The organism is Rickettsiales bacterium Ac37b (assembly GCA_000746585.2).
Classification (GTDB): Bacteria; Pseudomonadota; Alphaproteobacteria; order Rickettsiales; family Arcanibacteraceae; genus Ac37b.
The window spans coordinates 1,466,924-1,486,022 of sequence record CP009217.2 but is presented as its reverse complement, the minus strand read 5'-3'; the positions used below and the strand labels follow the sequence as shown (position 1 = coordinate 1,486,022).

15 protein-coding genes are annotated in these 19,099 nt (G+C 29.3%); 7 read left to right on the top strand and 8 right to left on the bottom strand.

The features are described from left to right. The first annotated feature begins 5 nt into the window (after window positions 1–5). Window positions 6–1,031, top strand: a complete 1,026-nt coding sequence (gene recA, locus NOVO_07385) for a Recombinase A (GenBank protein AIL65818.1) — start codon at window positions 6–8, stop codon at window positions 1,029–1,031. Between the two features lie 362 nt (window positions 1,032–1,393). Here recA and NOVO_07380 read toward each other — a convergent pair whose 3' ends face one another. The 5 genes from NOVO_07380 to NOVO_07360 all read right to left on the bottom strand — a co-directional run bounded on the left by NOVO_07380 (window position 1,394) and on the right by NOVO_07360 (window position 5,171). Further along, window positions 1,394–2,503, bottom strand: coding sequence for a hypothetical protein (locus NOVO_07380; protein ID AIL65817.1), 1,110 nt, complete (start codon window positions 2,501–2,503; stop codon window positions 1,394–1,396). A gap of 10 nt (window positions 2,504–2,513) precedes the next feature. Then, window positions 2,514–2,609: a hypothetical protein gene (locus NOVO_07375; protein ID AIL65816.1), complete on the bottom strand. Its 96-nt coding sequence runs from the start codon at window positions 2,607–2,609 to the stop codon at window positions 2,514–2,516. A 283-nt stretch (window positions 2,610–2,892) separates the two neighbouring features. Further along, window positions 2,893–4,068, bottom strand: coding sequence for a lipoprotein NlpI (locus NOVO_07370; protein AIL65815.1), 1,176 nt, complete (start codon window positions 4,066–4,068; stop codon window positions 2,893–2,895). A gap of 249 nt (window positions 4,069–4,317) precedes the next feature. After that, complete coding sequence (locus NOVO_07365) at window positions 4,318–4,626, bottom strand: hypothetical protein (GenBank protein ID AIL65814.1); 309 nt, start codon at window positions 4,624–4,626, stop codon at window positions 4,318–4,320. Window positions 4,627–4,778: 152 nt separating this feature from the next. Then, on the bottom strand, window positions 4,779–5,171 hold the full coding sequence (locus NOVO_07360) for a Transposase (GenBank protein AIL65813.1): 393 nt from the start codon (window positions 5,169–5,171) through the stop codon (window positions 4,779–4,781). 750 nt (window positions 5,172–5,921) lie between these two features. Between NOVO_07360 and amiD the strand changes: the two genes are divergently transcribed. The 5 genes from amiD to NOVO_07335 all read left to right on the top strand — a co-directional run bounded on the left by amiD (window position 5,922) and on the right by NOVO_07335 (window position 12,060). After that, window positions 5,922–7,037 (top strand): N-acetylmuramoyl-L-alanine amidase AmiD precursor, encoded by a 1,116-nt coding sequence (gene amiD / locus NOVO_07355; protein AIL65812.1) that lies wholly within the window; start codon window positions 5,922–5,924, stop codon window positions 7,035–7,037. 200 nt (window positions 7,038–7,237) lie between these two features. Further along, window positions 7,238–7,915, top strand: a complete 678-nt coding sequence (locus NOVO_07350; protein ID AIL65811.1) for a hypothetical protein — start codon at window positions 7,238–7,240, stop codon at window positions 7,913–7,915. Window positions 7,916–7,919: 4 nt separating this feature from the next. After that, window positions 7,920–9,203 (top strand): 3-deoxy-D-manno-octulosonic-acid transferase, encoded by a 1,284-nt coding sequence (gene waaA / locus NOVO_07345; protein ID AIL65810.1) that lies wholly within the window; start codon window positions 7,920–7,922, stop codon window positions 9,201–9,203. A gap of 714 nt (window positions 9,204–9,917) precedes the next feature. Continuing rightward, window positions 9,918–10,535: a hypothetical protein gene (locus NOVO_07340; protein AIL65809.1), complete on the top strand. Its 618-nt coding sequence runs from the start codon at window positions 9,918–9,920 to the stop codon at window positions 10,533–10,535. A gap of 94 nt (window positions 10,536–10,629) precedes the next feature. Further along, on the top strand, window positions 10,630–12,060 hold the full coding sequence (locus NOVO_07335) for a hypothetical protein (GenBank protein ID AIL65508.2): 1,431 nt from the start codon (window positions 10,630–10,632) through the stop codon (window positions 12,058–12,060). Between the two features lie 113 nt (window positions 12,061–12,173). On the opposite strand, the gene mrpA is transcribed toward NOVO_07335, so the two are convergent. Both mrpA and mrpD read right to left on the bottom strand, forming a co-directional pair. Then, window positions 12,174–13,655 carry a Na(+)/H(+) antiporter subunit A gene (mrpA, locus tag NOVO_07330; GenBank protein AIL65808.1) on the bottom strand — a complete coding sequence of 494 codons (1,482 nt, stop codon included), beginning with the start codon at window positions 13,653–13,655 and terminating at the stop codon, window positions 12,174–12,176. After that, the gene (gene mrpD / locus NOVO_07325) at window positions 13,655–15,049 is read right to left on the bottom strand and encodes a Na(+)/H(+) antiporter subunit D (GenBank protein ID AIL65807.1); all 1,395 of its coding nucleotides are present in this window, start codon (window positions 15,047–15,049) and stop codon (window positions 13,655–13,657) included. The genes mrpA and mrpD overlap by 1 nt, the downstream gene beginning before the upstream one ends. A gap of 155 nt (window positions 15,050–15,204) precedes the next feature. Between mrpD and NOVO_07320 the strand changes: the two genes are divergently transcribed. Further along, window positions 15,205–15,633: a hypothetical protein gene (locus NOVO_07320; protein ID AIL65806.1), complete on the top strand. Its 429-nt coding sequence runs from the start codon at window positions 15,205–15,207 to the stop codon at window positions 15,631–15,633. Between the two features lie 298 nt (window positions 15,634–15,931). Here NOVO_07320 and NOVO_07315 read toward each other — a convergent pair whose 3' ends face one another. Beyond that, window positions 15,932–18,883: a Double-strand break repair protein AddB gene (locus tag NOVO_07315; GenBank protein AIL65805.1), complete on the bottom strand. Its 2,952-nt coding sequence runs from the start codon at window positions 18,881–18,883 to the stop codon at window positions 15,932–15,934. Window positions 18,884–19,099: the final 216 nt, after the last annotated feature.

Below are 19,099 nucleotides of genomic sequence, written 5' to 3'. Positions count from 1 at the left end.
GTAATATGGAAAAACATGAAGCATTAGAAACAGCCTTAAAGCAGATTGAAAAATCTTATGGTAAAGGCTCTATTATGAAATTAGGGCAGAAAGCTTCTGTAGAAGTTGATACAGTTTCTACTGGTTCAATTAGCTTAGATATGGCACTTGGTGTAGGGGGATTACCTAGAGGACGTATTATAGAAATATTTGGACCTGAAAGTTCAGGAAAAACTACTCTGGCACTACATGTAATTGCAGAAGCACAGAAAAAAGGTGGAAATTGTGCTTTTATTGACGCTGAGCATGCTCTTGATCCTATTTATGCTAGGAAATTAGGTGTAAAAGTTGACGATTTAGTTGTCTCACAGCCAGATACAGGTGAACAAGCTTTAGAAATAGCCGATACGCTTGTACGTTCTGGGGCAATAGATGTAATGGTAATCGATAGTGTTGCAGCACTTGTACCACGTGCAGAAATTGAAGGTGAAATGGGAGATTCTCATATGGGGTTACAGGCCCGTTTAATGAGTCAAGCTTTACGTAAGCTTACAGGCTCTATTTCTAAAACTAATTGTATGATTATTTTCATTAATCAGATAAGAATGAAAATAGGTGTGATGTTTGGTAACCCAGAAACCACTACAGGTGGGAACGCCTTAAAATTTTATGCTTCAGTAAGGCTTGATATAAGACGTACCACTAGTTTAAAAGATAAAGAAGAGGTTATAGGCCATCAGACTCGTGTAAAAGTAGTTAAAAATAAAGTTGCTCCACCATTTAAAATGGGTGATTTTGATATTATGTATGGTGAAGGTATTTCAAAAGTTGGCGAATTAATTGATCTTGGAGTTAAATTAGATATTATTGAAAAATCTGGTTCTTGGTTTTCTTATAATAATATTCGTATTGGACAGGGTAGAGAAAATGTCAAAACCTACTTTAAAGAACATCCTGACTTAATGACTGAAGTTGAAGAAAAAATACGTAAAAACAGTGATGTAATATTAACTGAAACACAAGATAATAATGCATTAGAAGAGGCTTTTTAACATAAGATTAAAGAGAATAGAGAAATTTCTAATCGTATTATTATAGTGAATTAATTTGAATTATGGGTAGGAATGAGGAGTAGAAGCCTACTAGAGAGCATTGATCAGCACCCCCCTAATTCAAATTAAAAAACTATATCTCCATGAAAGCAGGAACAAGTTGTATTATTACTTGATACCCATCTACAGAGAATCATACTACCGAATAAAAAGTACAAGTAGTTAGGAATATACGATTTCATACCTGTTTACGGGTATTAAGTATAATATTATAATTAGATTCCCGATTTTGTGTAATAACCAAGAAATCTTTTTGAACTATATAATAACACCCTCTTGACTTAACTATAATAATGAGTTTTTTAATTGTCTATGTAACTTGAATATATAACTTCGCCATATTCGCTTAAATCTATAAGATTATTGTTTGCAATTTTATTCAATATAATTTCTTTGATATAATTGGTACGTAAATAATATTCTGCTATTCTACCATCTGTATCATTAGCCTTAATAATTATTACTTTTTTATTTACATAGCATAGCTGATAACCTGATTGTTGATTAACAGGAGTTTGAATAATAAGATTATGAATATTAGGATATATGGCATTTTTTACTTCTTGTAATATATCATCTATAGCCTGTAAATCTAAGATTTTTTCCTTAGAAATAGCTATTTGCATATCTGTACGTATAATCAATATATTACCTTGGTCTCTAAGTAATTGTTTTATTTTTAATAAAAATTCGTGTAATTTTCCACGCTCTTTTAAAATTTCTAGAGGAGTTTGTACCACAAACTCTAAAAGATTTTTAGCTTCCGCAAAGCTTTCTAATGTTTCATAACCATCATAACTATCCTTTTGAAATTTATCCCATAGGCTTTCCATATTTGGAAAAGTAAGTTTTGAATATATAGGAATAAATTTATACGGTATTTTGTATTGTTCCAATGCATCTTTAATTTTTTGATTTGCAGAAATACATATAGATTCACAATATTTTTGTCTTAAAATATTCATATCTGAATTTGAAGATTCATGTATAAATACTAAAGATCCACTATAATCCAATTTATTATATAGAGCTTCTACAAAAAATTTAGTATCAAGGATTGTATGCTGATCTGAAGTCTCAGGAGCATAATAGGCTACATGACTTACTAATATTAATCCTGCATTGTTAGGTAGTTTATCTAAATCATTACTAAAACAATTTCCACAAATTAAATTTTTATTATCTAATTCAAAATTTTCTAATTCTTCAAACCGCCCTTTGACTATATTTACAAAACTTTTATCATATTCAATACCATGATATTGTACTTTTTGATTCATTTCTAAATAAGCATTAACTACCTTAAGTGCTAAATCACCCTCGCCAAAACCAATATCAATAATTACCGGATTAACTTCACCTCTGTATTTTTTTAACAATTTTGCTAATATATTTAATGCTTTGCCAGTCACGTTTTTCTGATCAGTCAAAGGCTTTAAACCAATTAGATTCTCTTTCTTGAGCTATCCCTATTTGATCTAAATCATCTTTAGTCATTTGGTTAGATTGAATCCTCATTGGTTTTGTACCTTTTGGATAATGTTATTTAGTTCAGTTGTTAAGGCGTAATATTAGCAGAAATTATAAAAAAGTAATAATATTTTTTTAAAATTAATTTATCTTAGAAAAAGCATACAATTTTTATAAAACTTTTTAGCAAAAGATCTAATTATTTAATATTTTTTATCAACTTAAACTATAAGTTTTACCTAACTTCTTACAAAGATATAATTATGAAACTGTTAACAAAGTATTTTGAGGTAAGATTTTAGGTATTGATTTTCCTGAGTTAGTCAAATCTCTAATCATTGTTCTTGAATATTCTATTATAATCAATGTTTGCTTCTTTATATTTACCTAATTTATAATATACTAAACTACGTAAATAGTAATTTTTTAAATTGTTAGAATCTAGGTGTAGGGATTTATTATAATCTTCTAAAGATTCCTTATATTTCTTAACTTTATAATAGGCTTTGCCTCTATTACTATAATATTCTGGTGATTTTGAATAAAGAGATATAGCTTGTGTATAACCATTAATTGCTTCTTTATACTTACCTAGCCTATAATAAACTTTACCTAAATTAAAATAAAAATTAGATAAATTAAGTAAATTATTTATATCACGGGTATTTTTTATTAATTTAGATTTAGGTATATAATATATTATAGCACTTATAGATAATTTATAAGGTAAAGATTTAGCTTTACTTAAATAATAAATTTGTGCTTTAGGACTCAGTTTTATTGCGGTATTAAAATCTTTAATTGCCTCTTTATGTTTTTCAATTTTTCTAAAGAATTCTCCTCTTTCATTATGTAAAATGGAATTGTTAGGATCCAATTTTATCTTATTAGTATATAATTCTGCAGCTTTTCTATAATCATTTTCAGATAAAACAGTCATGTTCAATCTCCTATATGCCTTACCTCTTTTGTAATAATATTCAGGTATATTGGAGTCTATATATATTGCTTTATTACAGTCTTCTATTACATTTTGATAATTAGAAAGCTTATAATAAGCTCTTCCTCGACTGTAATAAAGATTTGCATTATTTTGTTTGCGCTCTATAGCATTAGTAAAATCATATACTGATTTTATATAATTACCTATAATATAATAAGTATGTCCTCTCACAGCATAAAAAAGTGAATTATTATTATCTAACTCTATAGCATAATCAAAATCTTGTATAGCATTTAGGTATTGTCTAAGTTTATAGCTTATTAACCCTTTATAAAAATAACACTCTGATGCATCAGGACAAAGCTTTATTGCCATACTTAAATCATAAGTAGCACAACAAAATTCTTCTAATTTAATATAAGAAATAGCTCTATAAAAATAACAATCTGCATCTTGAGAATTTAATTTAATAGCTTCACTAAAACTTTCTATAGCATGTTGGTATTGAGCGTATATAAAAAAAGTGTATCCCTGCTTATAGTAATAATTACCATTATGTTCCATAAGTTATTTACACACAATAATTGTCATATATACCTCAATATATAACACTAATATAAAATAATTAATGCTTTACTAAAAAACATAACAATTATGACTATATATTAGAAAAATTCTAATAATACTAAATTATTAATATTTTTATAAAGGCTACAATTAATATTATTCATTAATTTTAAAAAGTAATTAATGAATAATTAACCTTTATTAACTACAACGAACTTCATTGGTTAGCTTACATATTATAGTCAATTAAGTTGAGAATGGCATAGAGAAGCCATAATCAATAGCATCGCTAAGGTTATTAAAATTAGTAATGATAGGTTTGATTTTAGCTTTTAAATGAGCCCAATATTTTTCAATTGGGTTGAGATCAGGAGAGTAAGGTGGTAAGAATAAAAGTTTACAGCCTATATCTTCTATTAAATTCCTAGTTCTAGCTGACTTATGGAACGTTGCATTATCAAGTATTACAACTTGACCAAATCTTAGTTCGGGCACCAAACACTGACTAACCCACTCGTTAAAAACTTCTGTATTACATGTGCCCTTGAAACACATTGGCGCAATAATTTTCTTCCCAACCTTACCTGCAATAAAGCTTTCTCAATCATGTTTTTTACCTGAGATATCACCATAAACTTTACTTCCTCTGAGACTGTATCCCCAAGAATAGTACAAATAGCTATCAATTCCACTCTCATCAATATAAACTATATCTTCCGCTTTATAGTTTGCGATAGCTGCCAAAAATAATTGCCGTTTTGCTTCATCCCGTTCACGATAGAGTGTGGTCTTTTTTTTCGTGTGATCCCCAAAGTCTTGAATGCCAAACAGATAGCAGCTGTAGACACATTAAAAACCTTTGCAAAATCAGATAATAGCCAATTGCTGTTTTTAGACACCTCGTTTAATAATTTGATTGGATCAAGCTTCTTCCATGGCTTAGCTGCTCGTGTGGCTGCTAAATTCCCGGATTTCGATCTCGATAACCATCTATAAATTGTTCTTTCACCTATGCCAAAAATTCTTGCAGCTTCTTCTCTGGTATAACCTTTATTAACATAGTGAATTACTTTTTTACGTAAATCTAAGGAATATGCCATTGCTTCTACTGTTTTGGGTTTATGAGCTTTTTAATATATCATATATCATGTCTTTATCAACTTAATTTACTATATTACAACCTTCAACAATGTTATAAACTTCATGTACTAATTTTTCCATAATATAAGCTGATATCATATTACACTCTAATTACATGTTACTTTACCTAACTTAATACTGATAAAGATTTTAATGTATGTCTAGAATAAATATATTTTACATTAAAAAATTAAACGATTTATAATGAAAACAGTTGATCATTGTTACTATAGTAAAAGCATTTGAATCCGGAACACGGTTAACTCAAAGTTCTCCTACAATTAGTCCTACTTTCGGACAAAAAATGTAAGTAATGAGCAAGAAATGATGTCATACCCGTAAAAACGGGTATCTCATTAGTCTGGAACATTACTAGATTACCGCTTTTGCGTTAATGACAAAAAAGAGTATATCTTAATTATAGGCTATATTAAATAATTAGATTTATTAAACCCTCACCCTCGGAAGGCAAAGCTTTCCTCGACCTCTCCCGAAGGAGAGGTGAAAAAAGTAATTATTTTTTCTTTCCTCGGCTACTTGTGCGTTTTCACGGCTCTGACATCATTCCTTGTATCAATAATCAACTGTTTTTACTATGGGATAAAAAGGTGAGCTGGCAAGTTGGTGTAATAAATTTGAAATAATAGTTGAAGTTATAGTTTTTGGTAATTAGAATCAAGCTATGGTAATTTTAATAAAAAGGTTCAAATATGGGTTATAATTTTGATACTTCAAAGCTAAACATAAAATATACTGCTAAAGATAATAGTTTTAAACTTTCGTTTGCTGATAATGCTAAGTATGAAACTATACTGGATTCTTGTACTATACAATATTCTGCTGGGCAAAATATTGTTAATAATGATATGGAAATTGGGGATTTTAATTTTGAGGCTAAGATAGATAATCCTTGCCCTATTGAGGGTTGTGCTACTGAACAAGATAAAACAAAAATGAGAAATGAAGTCTCAAAAGTACAAGGATTTGTATATAGTTCATTGATGCATTATCCTTCTGTAAAAAGGACTATTGTAAATGAGCAAGAGGATTTACCAAATATCATTAAATATCACAATGATAATAATGAAGTATTAAGAAATTATGATGATAGAAGGGAAGAATCTGAAATTAAGATATTAGTAATGCATTACACAGTTTCTGATGCTCCTAGATCATTTAATACCTTAACTACCCCAAGAGGAGTAAGTAGCCACTATACAGTAGATAAAAATGGTGAAGTTATGCAGCTTGTACCTGAGAGTAAATCGGCATGGCATGGTGGTCTTGGTTATTGGAAAGGGATAAATAGCATAAATCAGAATTCTATTGGTATAGAAATTGTGAATTCAGGTATTAATACTACTACTAACGAATGTGAACCTTATTCTGATGCCCAGATAAAGGCTGTAGAAGTATTATCTCTAGATATTTTGGAAAGAAATAAGGGAATTTTACCTGAATATGTTATTGGTCATAGTGATTTAGCTCCAAGTAGAAAGATTGATCCAGGTCATTGCTTTCCTTGGCATGATCTAGCAAAAAAAGGTATAGGTAAATTTCCTGAGGTGAAATTACCTGAAGTTAATGAAGTAATTTTTACCAAAGGTAGTAAAGGTCCAGAAATTACTAGATGGAAGGATAATATTGCTAAGGTAGGATATAAAGTAACTCCTGATGATAATTTTGGAGAGCCTGAAGAACAAATTTCACAAGCATTTCATATGCATTATTTAGCCAAATATCCTGTTACTGAGTGGGATACTCATGGGGAGACTATGTTAGTTGCATTAGTGGGTGAAGAGAGTTACCTTACCAATGGTGCCTGAAGTTTAGTTTTGTAAACAATTTTTATATCTTGAATAAAATTAGCTAGTTCATCTGAGGTTTTACCAGGTGTTGAACTAGCTTTTATTTTATATAAAATCAATAATTTAAAATTATATATAAAAATATAATAAATAAAGTTTGTAATATATAAAGCAAAGCTGTATTTCTTGTATTAAATTTTGCTGACATCTAATATATTATGAAAATATTAAAAAAAATTCTACAAAGCAACTTTACTAGATTTTTAGTAGCCAAGCTAATTTATTACTATGTAAAATTGGTATATTTAACTGGGAAATGGGCGGTACATAAGCCTAAAGATATAGATGATTATTTAGCAAAACCATGTATATATGCATTTTGGCACGGTAGATTGACTATGATGCCATTGCTTGCGCCTAAAGGACGTAAGATGAATGTTTTAAGTTCTAGGCATAGAGATGGATATTTAATGTCTGCCTCTATGAAAAATTTTGGTTTTTCTACAATCTTTGGTTCAAGCAAAAAGGGTGGAACTTATGCTTTACGTAGTATAATACGTACCTTAAAATCAGGCGAGAATATTGCTATTACTCCTGATGGTCCGCGTGGCCCAAGACATTGTATTAACAGCAATGTAATTTATATGGCAAAGGTAACAAATACCCCTATTATACCTATTAGTTTTGCAGCTAGCAACCACCGTATATTTAACAGTTGGGATAGGTTTATGCTTCCTTATTTATTTTCACGAGGGATTTTGGTTTATGGTCAACCTATTATAGTTTCTAAGGATATTTCTAATCAAGAAGAAGAGAAATTAAAACAAATTTTGCAATTGGAATTAAATAAGATTACTAATAGTGCTGATTTAAGTGTAAAAGGACAAGTTAGTTAAGATAATGTATATTTTAATAATTTATCGTATTATTACCTTCATACTACGGCCAGTAGAATATCTGTATTTTTTGTATCGTAGATTAATTAACAAAGAAGATAAGAAAAGATTTAATGAAAGATTAGGTAAAGCGAGTGTTAAGCGTCCTATAGGAAAGTTGCTATGGATACATGCTGCAAGCGTAGGGGAATCACTTTCTGTAATCTCATTATTAAATTTAATAAAAGAAAAGTTTCCAGATATTAAAATATTAATTACTACTGGAACTGTAACTTCGGCTGCAATAATAAAACAGAAATTATCTACCTATATTATGCATCAATATATACCAATAGATAATATTATATATGTACGTAAATTCCTTAATTATTGGAAGCCAGATTTGTCTATTTGGCTTGAGTCAGAATTGTGGCCAAATTTGATTTTTGAAGCTGCCACTAGCTGTAATCTCATATTACTTAACGCTAGGATGTCTGAAACTTCATACCTTCGGTGGCTTAAATTACCTAAGTTTATCGAAAGTCTTTTAGGACAATTTTCCATTATTATTCCCCAAAGTAAAGGTGATATAGAAAAATTTCAAAATCTAGGCGCTAAAAAAACTATCTATTTAGGAAATATAAAATATTCAGCCTTACCACTGTCTTTTAGTGAGCCAGAACTGGATAAATTAAAATATATGATAAAGGATAGGAAATTTTGGGTTGCAGCTAGCACTCATAGAGGTGAAGAAGAAAAGATTGCAAATGTACATCTAAAGCTAAAAGCATTATATCCAGGCATGCTAACTATTATCATTCCTCGCCATCCGTCGCGTGCCGAATTTATAAAAGAGATGCTATCTGCCAAAGAGCTTAATGTTGTTGTTCGAACTAACAATGACGAGATTAAAGATAACACAGATATTTATTTGGTAGATACTTTAGGAGAATTAGGATTATTCTATCATTTAACAGAAATAGCATTTATAGGTGGTTCATTAATAACTAATGGAGGAGGACATAATCCTATTGAAGCTGCTCATCATAATTGTGCTATTATTATGGGGCCATATCAATTGAATTTTAGTGAAATTTGTCAGGCTTTTAAAGAAAAAGAAGCAATATTATTATTAGAAAGTGAACAAGAGCTTACGTCTACACTGCAAATGTTATTTGAAAATAGTGATAATAGACTTTCGCTTGCCCTTGCTGCTAAAAATTTGGTAAATGAAATGAGTGATATTGTACATAATGTCTTAACCCATCTTAGTCCTTGGATAGAAAAAGGCATTAGAAGTAAGAAATAGCTTCCTTTTTTGTGATTACTGCGTCCCTTTCTGTGATTACCGCCAGGCATTGTTGCGCGAAAGAGATAAAGAAAAAGGTTGAGTACAACGTGATAGAGGTCTAGGGTAATAAATTTAATCTCCCACAGATAAAAATATGTCAAAGTCTCAATACAAAGTACGCGACTAGAAAGACTATAACAAAAGTTTAATCAAAAGGGGAAAGATAATTTTTACTTTTGATCAAGATTATTTTGAAAGTCTATGCAACAATGCCTTACCGCAAAAGCGTACAAGTAGCCGTGGAAAGAAAAAATAATTACTTTTTTCACCTCTCCATTAGGTAGGGCCCTAATAAATCTCTGATTCAGCCAGGTGAGGGAAGTAGAAGATATAATTATTTAATATAACCCTCATCCACCAAAACTAAGGTTTTTCACGACTTCTCCTCTAAGGAAGAAGTGAAAGATACATTATATTTTTTACTATATTATATCTTTTACAATTTTTTGTCCGCAAGTAAGAGCAATTAGTAGGCTTTGTTCTGCATTCCTTGTCTCATACTAAAACTGTTTTTACTATATTTGAAATTGACTTTGTTACATTATAATAATTAATATATTAATTATAATATATTTTTTCCTTAAGAAATTAATTGACATCTTTGTATTTTATCTATTAATTAATATTATATCTATACATAGGTATAATATTTAATTATATAAGGAAAAACTAATGTTTAATATTAAAACTGAAAAACCAATACAAGATTTAACTATCCCTACTGTCCCTCAAAATATTTTAGTTTTTGATGCAAATAATCAAATTAACGTAGCAAAATTTAATAATATAAAACAATTTATATATCATCATGCTCAAGGAAACCGAGAAACGAAACAAGAAATAGATGTTGTAAAAATAGCAGCAGCTAATATAGTTTACAATCTTGCCTCTCGCCCAAACATTCAAATCTTTGAAGTACCGCGTACAATAGCTATAAAGAATATCATAGCTAATATTAGTGATGATATTTCCAATAAAGAAGAAGTTGCAAGCCAGCTTTATGATAATTGGCTTGATATGAGAAACTCACAGTTATTTATTCAAAATGTGGCTGCTCAAAGATCTAGGAACAGAATAGAAACAGATAGCGTAGATGGTTCAACTCCAGAATTACAGTTATCTATTATACCTAATTACTCACTATTTATAAAAAACTTATTAGCTGCTTATGGTAATACCATAATCACTTCTGATGACCATAATATCCTTAAAGCAAAAGAATTTATATATGTTACTGAATTATTACTTAGTACAGCACAAGGCAGAAATTTTGATATAACAAAATGTTAAATTATATAATACAATTCAAGCCCATCTTATACAAGAAATAGAACATTTACATCAAGCAAATAAATCTATCGATCATATAAAGATTTTTCAGCAAATGTTAGAAGAAGAAACTGGTTTATGGTATCAAGTAGATTTACATTATTTAGATCATGATTTAGAATCACTAAGAAGTAATTATAATCAAAATGATATCGAAGAAGCTCTTAATAATTTGTTATCAGGAAAATTAGAAGATTTTACTATAAATCCTAAGTTAAAAGAAGATTTAGAAGAAATACAGAACATTCTTATTCCAGATGAAATCAAAAATAGTTTTTATAAAAAAGTAATTAACGATAGAACAACCCGTTCTGGCGATAACAAGCCATCATTACCTTATTTGATAGAAGCTGCTAAATTTTATATATATGAAAAATTAAAGAATGAAGGTATAGATTTAAAAGTACCAACCTTATCTCAAAAATTTAAAGATGAAAATTCCTTAGAACCTACTATATGGGACAAACCAGCCCCATCAATGCAAGCAATTGATGAAGAATGTAGCAAAATATTACAGGTAGACTACCTTAGAGATATTGAGAATGGTGATACAAGAGAAAACAGCTTTGTCAAAACTGCTGGTATCAATCATAGACAAGATAATAAAGCATGGTTTGATGGTAGTGTTAGTGGAAGAATAACATTGTCATTAGAATTAACTGAAGTTGAAGCAGCACAGCTAAATGAATATTATAAAAATAAAGTGCCAAATTTAATTAGAGAATATTATCCTGATAATGATCCTAATCTACCAGGTAGTAATTATCGTTTTATATTAGATTCTAGAGTTTTCTACCACGAAGCTTTACCCATTATGACTAAAGAAAATATAAAAAACCTTGAATTTAATAATCCTCGGGTAGAAGCACGTTATCATTCTGAATTGTCTAAGTTGTTAATAACAAAATGTAGGGAAGTATTACAACTAGATATACATAAAGATATTGAGAATGGAGAAGCTCTAGAAAATAGTTTTGTAAAAACTACCGGGATAAATCATAGACAAGATAAAAAATCGCATTTTGACACTACAAATCAAGGCAAAATCGAATTCTTTTTAGAATTAACTGAAAATGAAGCAAAACAAATATGTGATTTTTATACTAAAAATGTTCCGGGTTTAATAAAACAACATAGCTCTATTACTGCCCCTAACTCATCAAATTATAATTATCATTTTATATTAGATCTTGACATTTTCTTCCATAAAGCTTTACCAATCATGACCAAAGAAGATATAAAAAATCTTGAATTTAATACCCCTCAGGTAGAAGCACGTTATCAACGCTATCATAGACGCCCAATGCATAACAACATCGAATTCGATATGCCACAAGCAGAAGATGAAGTAGATGGTAATCGACAAAACGGTACTCATGTACAGAGATTATTAAGTACACGTCAAGTAAATGGTGCAGAGAGCAATAGTCATGCAGAAAGAGTATTAAACTCAAGAAATGAACAAAATGGTATTCCTAGACATTAATTTCTTGTAAAATGTGACTGCTTACTCAAATTAAGTTGGAAAGATAACCTAATCTTCCAACTTAATTTATTAAACTCATGGTAAAAATTAGGGAAAATATTCAATAAGGAAATCTATAATAAATTTTCAACGTAAGATATAATATTACCTGCATATATAAATAGCAAAAACACTATAAGAGTAGTAGTAACAGTAGTAAGTCTCATAGATATAGGTATATCTTTAACTACTATATTAATATCTTTAACAGACCAAAATGATTTAAAAATTATAGGTATAAAATAGCAAGTACTAAATATTGTACCTAAAATTATGGTAATAAGAACAGGCCATATAACGTTATTATCTCTGAGAGCCTCGATAATCAAATAATATTTACTCATAAAACCAGCAGTAAATGGCATTCCGATAATTGATAATGCACAAACCATAAAAAGAATAATGGTAAATGGTAGTTCTCTGGCTAACCCTAAGCATTTATTAATTTCAGTGATACCAGTTGCTTTTTGTATATTACCCGCAGCAAAAAACAAAGATATTTTAGCTGCAGCATGCGCAAACATTTGAAAAATAGTCACCGCTATTGCTTTTTTAGAAAATAAACTTAATGTCATAACACAATATGCTAGCTGGGCTATAGTAGAATAAGCCAAAATAGATTTGATTTGATTTTGTTTTATAGCATATAAAGAGGCTATTATAATAGTAACAATCGTAATAATTTGTACGATATTATATCCTAACCAAGCATGTGCTACTAAATAATGTAAATGTTTCACATCAAAAATATAAAATAATATTTTAATCAAGGTAAAAATCCCTGCCTTAACCACAGCTACGGCATGTAATAACGCACTAACTGGAATAGGTGCAACCATTGCAGTTGGTAACCAAGAATGCATAGGAATTAAAGCAGCTTTTGCAACACCAAAAATATACATAGCCAATAAAATTAAGATGATTAAAGGATTAGCATTAAATCCAATGATTCCTCCTAAGGTAAATTCAACACTACCTGCAAGCATGTAAGTTATAATAATAGCTGGTAGTAATAAGCCAGTAGATGTAAATAATAAGTACATCAGATATTTTCTACCAGCATTATATGATGATACCGACTTAGATAATGATACTAACGGATAAGTCGATAAGGTCAGAAATTCATAAAATATAAATAAAGTAAATAAATTGGCTGAAAATCCAAGTAAAGTAGTACATGTTATTCCGATAGACATATATAAATAAAAGTTTCTTGTATGCAACTCTTGATGTTTATTGACAAAATATCCTAACGAATAAATATAAGTAATAAACCATAATACCGCAGTCATAGCTACAAACATTAAAGAAGTTATTTCTAAATAAAATTCTATCTTTAACCCTGGCAACAATTCTAGCCATACCCACTTTACCTGTCCTATATTATCCAGGTTATAGATCGTACACATTATATTATGAATAAAACATACTATTATAAGCAAACTAGTAGTATGGCGTATAATAGCATTCCTTAATATATAATTTAATATAATTACTATACATGGTAGGGAGATAATATTTAATATAGGAAGAAAATTATATTCTACATTAGCCACTATAAATAACCCTTTAATAAATTACTTGCTATTAATTTTGAATATATTATTAAACTTTTTGAATTTAAGGCTAATATAAAATTTAATATAGTAGCAAATACTATAGTATAACTTTTTGTAATATTACTCTTAACAATTTTCCAGCCATAAAGAGCTGTTAAAATGCTTCCTATCACTATCACTATAAATGAATACCAGGCTCCTTCCTGACTAAGTGAAGATAATAATACCCATTTGGCACTAAAACCTAGTGTAATTGGAATTCCTATTAAACTAGCTATATTAAATGCTACACATATATTAGTAGTAAAACCCTTGTAAGAATGTTCTTCTTTATCTTGAAACATAAGCAAAGTCATTTTGCTTAAGCTATGTGCAATCATTAATAAAAACAATGGCTCTATATTTCTTATATCTACTATTACTATAACCATATATCCAAGCTGAGAAATTGTAGAAAAAGCAAGAGTTTTACGTATATTAGTACTCAAAATTGCAAATATACCACCAAAAATAATAGCCATATATGACATCATTTTTAAACATGAAATAAGCGCAGAAAAATTACTATAAAATTGATCTACACCTATAATATTAAATATTATACGTAATAACATATACAAGCTTATTTTGCTTGTAATTCCTGACAATAATACCCCTACAGAAGGAGGAGCATACGCATAAATATTAGCAAGCCATAAATGCATCGGAAAAAAAGCCATCTTTAATAACACACCTGTGACCATAAATATTATACCATATTTAACAGGTACTAACTCAATTTTATGTATCAATTTTTGGAATAAATCAGTCATATTTAAAGTACCTGTCATCATATATAACAGTCCGATGCCAAATAAGATAAATAAAGCAGCAATGCTTCCAAGTATTAAGTACTGAATAGCAGCTATTAAAGCTTTATCATCACCCAGTGCCACTAGGCCATATGATGCAAGCGACGCTATTTCTAAAAAAACATACATATTAAAAAGATCATTGGTGACAACCATCCCAGTAAAGCCGGCTATACTAAGTAAGAATAGAGCATAAAACAAAGATATTTGCTTATCTGGTATTTTATTTTTAATGCAATTTATGCTGTGTAAAAATGCAAAAAAAGCAACTGTTGTAATTATAACTAACAATAAACTGCTAAGATGATCTATTCTATATTCAATACCAATAGGAGGTAACCAACTTCCAAATGCATAAGATATAGTATGAACACTTTGTATTTTTATTATTATAGCAACGGTAATAATTATATTTAATACTGTTGCCACACCAACTAGAAACAGTAACACTACATAATTACGAATTAATACGCATATGGGCGCTGTAAATAAAGGAATTAAAACTTGTAATAGTGGTAAGTGATCTAAAAGAATGATCATAATTATAAAATTATCACTTCAATTTATTATTTATCATTGTATTCAATTTATTTTCTCCATATATTATACACATATACTAAGTAAATAGTAATAATATATAAAAAATGACTATAACTTAGTATATTACAATAGTAAACATATAAGAGGCAGTAGAAATGGTTAAATCTGTTATTACATTTATCATATCACTTATGATATATTTACCAATTGGTTATGCTCAAATTGCTGAGAGTAGCAACGCCGAAAATACCAATAAAGCCTTATCTAATGAAATTTCTAATCTATCTCCTATAATGGTTATTAGGTTCAATAATAACGAAGCTGTCAACTTTAACTCTTCTGCTACTAAAATGGTTAATTTTGTATTAAAAACTAATCCAAATGCACAATTTATTATTTTATCAGTACTAAACGATAAGCAATCAACACATAAAACATATGATGATACTCTGCTTGTTTCTAGTATAAATAAACTCATTGATATATTTACAAGTGAAGGTGTAGAACCTAGCAAAATACATACCTTTACAGAGGTACAAAATTTTTCATCTGAGCCAAATGAAATAAGGGTTTTTGTAAAATAAAATTATATTTAATATTAAACTAACAGAGATATGCTTTTTCACCCCCTCCATTAGGGAGAGGTCGAGGAAAGCTTTGCTTTCCGAAGGTGAGGGTTTAATAGATCTAATTATTTAATATAGCCTAAATTAAGATATACTCTTCTTTGGTCATTACCGCGAAAGCGGTAATCTAGTAATTGTTCCATACTCATGAAATACCCGTTTTCATGGGTATGACATCATTTCTTACTCATTACTTACAATTTTTTGTCCGAAAGTAGGAATTATTTGTAGGCTTTGGTATACCAACGTTTTCCTATTATTTCCACTCTTTTTGACGGGCTAAATGTAAATAATGGTTATAACGTGGTTGTCTATCAGAGAGCGGACAACTTAAATAAGGAGTATCAGAATTATTAAAAGCCTTTAAAAGATTCTTTATACCTATCTCTGTAGTTTCGAGGGTTTTATCTAATTCAGCATTTAAACTTTTTATATTACCTACTCCTTCATCACCAGATAAATCAATATACATGAGATTAGATATATAATATTCCTGATTTGCAGTTTGGCAGCTAAATCCTTTATTTCTTGCAATTAATCCTTCTAATGTTAATTGCGGATTATTCCCGTTCCTAACCTGACTTAAATCAGGTATATAACCTGTTTTATAATCTATTATACTTACTAAATTTCCTTGTTCAATTTCAATTCTATCTGCTTTAGAGGTCAATGTAAATATATAGCCACAATCAAATTTAATTTCAATCTTGCCCATAGTTTCGGTAAATACCAGAATACCTTCATTCTCTGCATAATACTTTTCTCTCTTTGCAAACCACTGAGCAATCCGCTCAAAACGCGGCCACCATAAATAATAGGTAGAATTATTACTTATATATTCCTTTATTATAATCTTACCACATTGTAATAACTCTTGGTATATTTCTTCTTCGTCATTCTTTCCATAAGATTTTGTACTAAAATATTCGAGTGTATTATGAATAAAATTACCAAAATCAGCAGCTGTACTGATACTTAAAGGCTGCAGAGGATTTAATTTTAATATATATTTTGCATATATTGCATAGGGATCTCTCATCAATAATTCTATCTGGGTTACAGAAAGTTTTGTAGGCCTTAATTCTTTTGGAGGTTTAGGAGCTGGAGGCAAAATAGATTTTATCTCTGACACTGTATTTAATAATTTATGCCAATTTAAATACTTACTGTCTTGCACAAGATGTAATAAGTTTAATTTTATTAAAACTGTTTCTAAACGTAATAAGAATCTTGATGCTATGCTCTGAGTTCCACTTAATTTTCGTGCCCTAGTTAATACTATTTCTTTTGCACCAAGTAATGTAAAAAAATCATGCGCCGCTTGCCCTATATTATGCTCCACCAGTTGCAATCCTATTTGAGTTCTCATATGCTTATTGATAATTGGACTGCTTTTCTCTAGCTTTGGCCAATTACCTTCATTTAATCCCCCGAGTATTAATAAATCAAAATCATGAAACCTTGCTTCTATAGGAGTTAAAACTGTGAGGCGATTATTATCTTTATTTTGTGGAAAATATAACTGCCCATAGAGAAAATCGTAAATAATTTCAGTATAGGATATAGGGTCTATTGCTCCGAGTTCTGGTGCGTATTCTCTTAACTGTAATAAGAATTTTGCTAATTCTTGCCCATCTTCACTGTCCCAAATAAAATTACTACTATCTCTTGTTAATGACTCAACCAATAATATATGTTCTTCTAATATTTTACTAAAATTTACTGTTTTACTTTTCTTAATCTCTAAAAACCTCTCTACACATGTTTTGAATCTTATCATTAATTCGTATAATTCTTCATCACCAACTGATTTTATACTATCCAACAATCCCTCAACTCCTGGTTTTATTTTTAGAATGCGTAGTATCTTACATTCAAGTCTAATAATCAGTTCTCCTAAAAAGAGTTTATCATATCCAAGTGAAGTAAAATTATGTTTTAAAACCGACAGGAGTGATACTAACTCAAAATCTTTATTAACAACATCTAATATTAGTCTGAAATATATGGTAGAAGGAGCATTAATTAATTTTTTTCCTGAAGAATTATCAATTTTAATATTCCATTGCTCCAAATGCGCTAGTACCGATCTTGATAGATTTTCATCATTACTTACTAAAGCTGCTGTTTTACCAGGAGTTTCTAAAACTTGGCGCATAATTATAGCAATTACACTCGCTTCCGAAGAAGAATTATCACATACAATATATTTTATATCTTTAATTGCTTCATAATATTCCTGTGAATTAGTAAGATTATACCAATTATTAGGCACTTTATAAGAACGCATAGCTTTAGACAATAGCTTTATTCTGGTATCATTTGTATATTTAAAACTTTCTATACAGCCCGGCCATAATTTTATATCACCTCTATTATAACCTAAATAGTTCAAGAAATTTTTAAGATGATATTGTGGATGTAATTCATCAATATATTGCCAAGTTTTTTCAGACATATATAAATCTAAACTTGGCATAATAACATGACCATAGGGAAGTGAGTCAATAACCTTCAGTAACATTGCCGTGATTTTAGTACTGGCTGTAGAACCAGCAGCAATTACAGGATATTCAGGAGGATTTTCATTCCAGTAATTAATTAACTGTAAAGTAATTAAATTACGATATGCAATTGGGTCTATTAAATTCTTTTCCTCTAATATTTTAGGCCATGAAGTAGCAAGTATATTAAGTAATTGCTTTATATCTTGCCAATGTAATGCCGCTGCATCAATTTCACCTATAATTATACTAATTGCAGTTTTTATATCTATCTGCATTTTTTGTAACTCATCCAATAGATTTATTAACTCAGTAGCCAAATGGCTATATCCTAAATCTGATAATGAATTATAAACAATATTTAATTCTTTGGTACGAACCTTATCTAGAAGTAATTTAGTAAATAAAATTTTCTGTTGTAATTGATTAATTATACTAGGATATTCTACAGTATCAATGATACCTAAAGAATATAATGGAAATTCTTCAGTACCAATATCACCAATAGGACAAATTCTAGGTAATATCAAAGAATTTTGTCCCGAATGTTTAAGTAATTTCTTTTTAAGATTATGTACAGCACGTCTTGAGGGCAAAAATATTTGTATATTACTCAATATTTGAGAATCACAACTATACTGCTTGATAATATAAAACGCTAAACTATCAAGAAAGGAAAAATTAGGTGGTATATGATAAATCATGGCATAAACACTTCTACAAATTTATCTCCAAATTATATATATAAATCCTGCCTAAATTCAATACTATAGTAAATTGATTTGAATTCGGGAAGTTGTTACTCTTCGCCCTCCTACTATAGTTTTTTATATCATCTAGCCTTTATGGTAATTAAATGGATCACCCCTGTTATACGAAAAACTTTCTAAGTTAAAGCTTAAAGATACATAGTTTTTTAC

Excerpts from the sequence above, each read along its gene's own strand:
- NOVO_07365 (AIL65814.1), bottom strand. The coding sequence starts at position 4,626 with ATGTGTTTCAAGGGCACATGTAATACAGAAGTTTTTAACGAGTGGGTT.
- recA (AIL65818.1), top strand. The coding sequence starts at position 6 with ATGGAAAAACATGAAGCATTAGAAACAGCCTTAAAGCAGATTGAAAAA.
- amiD (AIL65812.1), top strand. The coding sequence starts at position 5,922 with ATGGGTTATAATTTTGATACTTCAAAGCTAAACATAAAATATACTGCT.
- waaA (AIL65810.1), top strand. The coding sequence starts at position 7,920 with ATGTATATTTTAATAATTTATCGTATTATTACCTTCATACTACGGCCA.
- NOVO_07375 (AIL65816.1), bottom strand. The coding sequence starts at position 2,609 with ATGAGGATTCAATCTAACCAAATGACTAAAGATGATTTAGATCAAATA.
- NOVO_07350 (AIL65811.1), top strand. The coding sequence starts at position 7,238 with ATGAAAATATTAAAAAAAATTCTACAAAGCAACTTTACTAGATTTTTA.
- NOVO_07335 (AIL65508.2), top strand. The coding sequence starts at position 10,630 with ATGTTAGAAGAAGAAACTGGTTTATGGTATCAAGTAGATTTACATTAT.
- NOVO_07340 (AIL65809.1), top strand. The coding sequence starts at position 9,918 with ATGTTTAATATTAAAACTGAAAAACCAATACAAGATTTAACTATCCCT.
- NOVO_07370 (AIL65815.1), bottom strand. The coding sequence starts at position 4,068 with ATGGAACATAATGGTAATTATTACTATAAGCAGGGATACACTTTTTTT.
- NOVO_07360 (AIL65813.1), bottom strand. The coding sequence starts at position 5,171 with ATGGCATATTCCTTAGATTTACGTAAAAAAGTAATTCACTATGTTAAT.
- NOVO_07315 (AIL65805.1), bottom strand. The coding sequence starts at position 18,883 with ATGATTTATCATATACCACCTAATTTTTCCTTTCTTGATAGTTTAGCG.
- NOVO_07320 (AIL65806.1), top strand. The coding sequence starts at position 15,205 with ATGGTTAAATCTGTTATTACATTTATCATATCACTTATGATATATTTA.
- mrpD (AIL65807.1), bottom strand. The coding sequence starts at position 15,049 with ATGATCATTCTTTTAGATCACTTACCACTATTACAAGTTTTAATTCCT.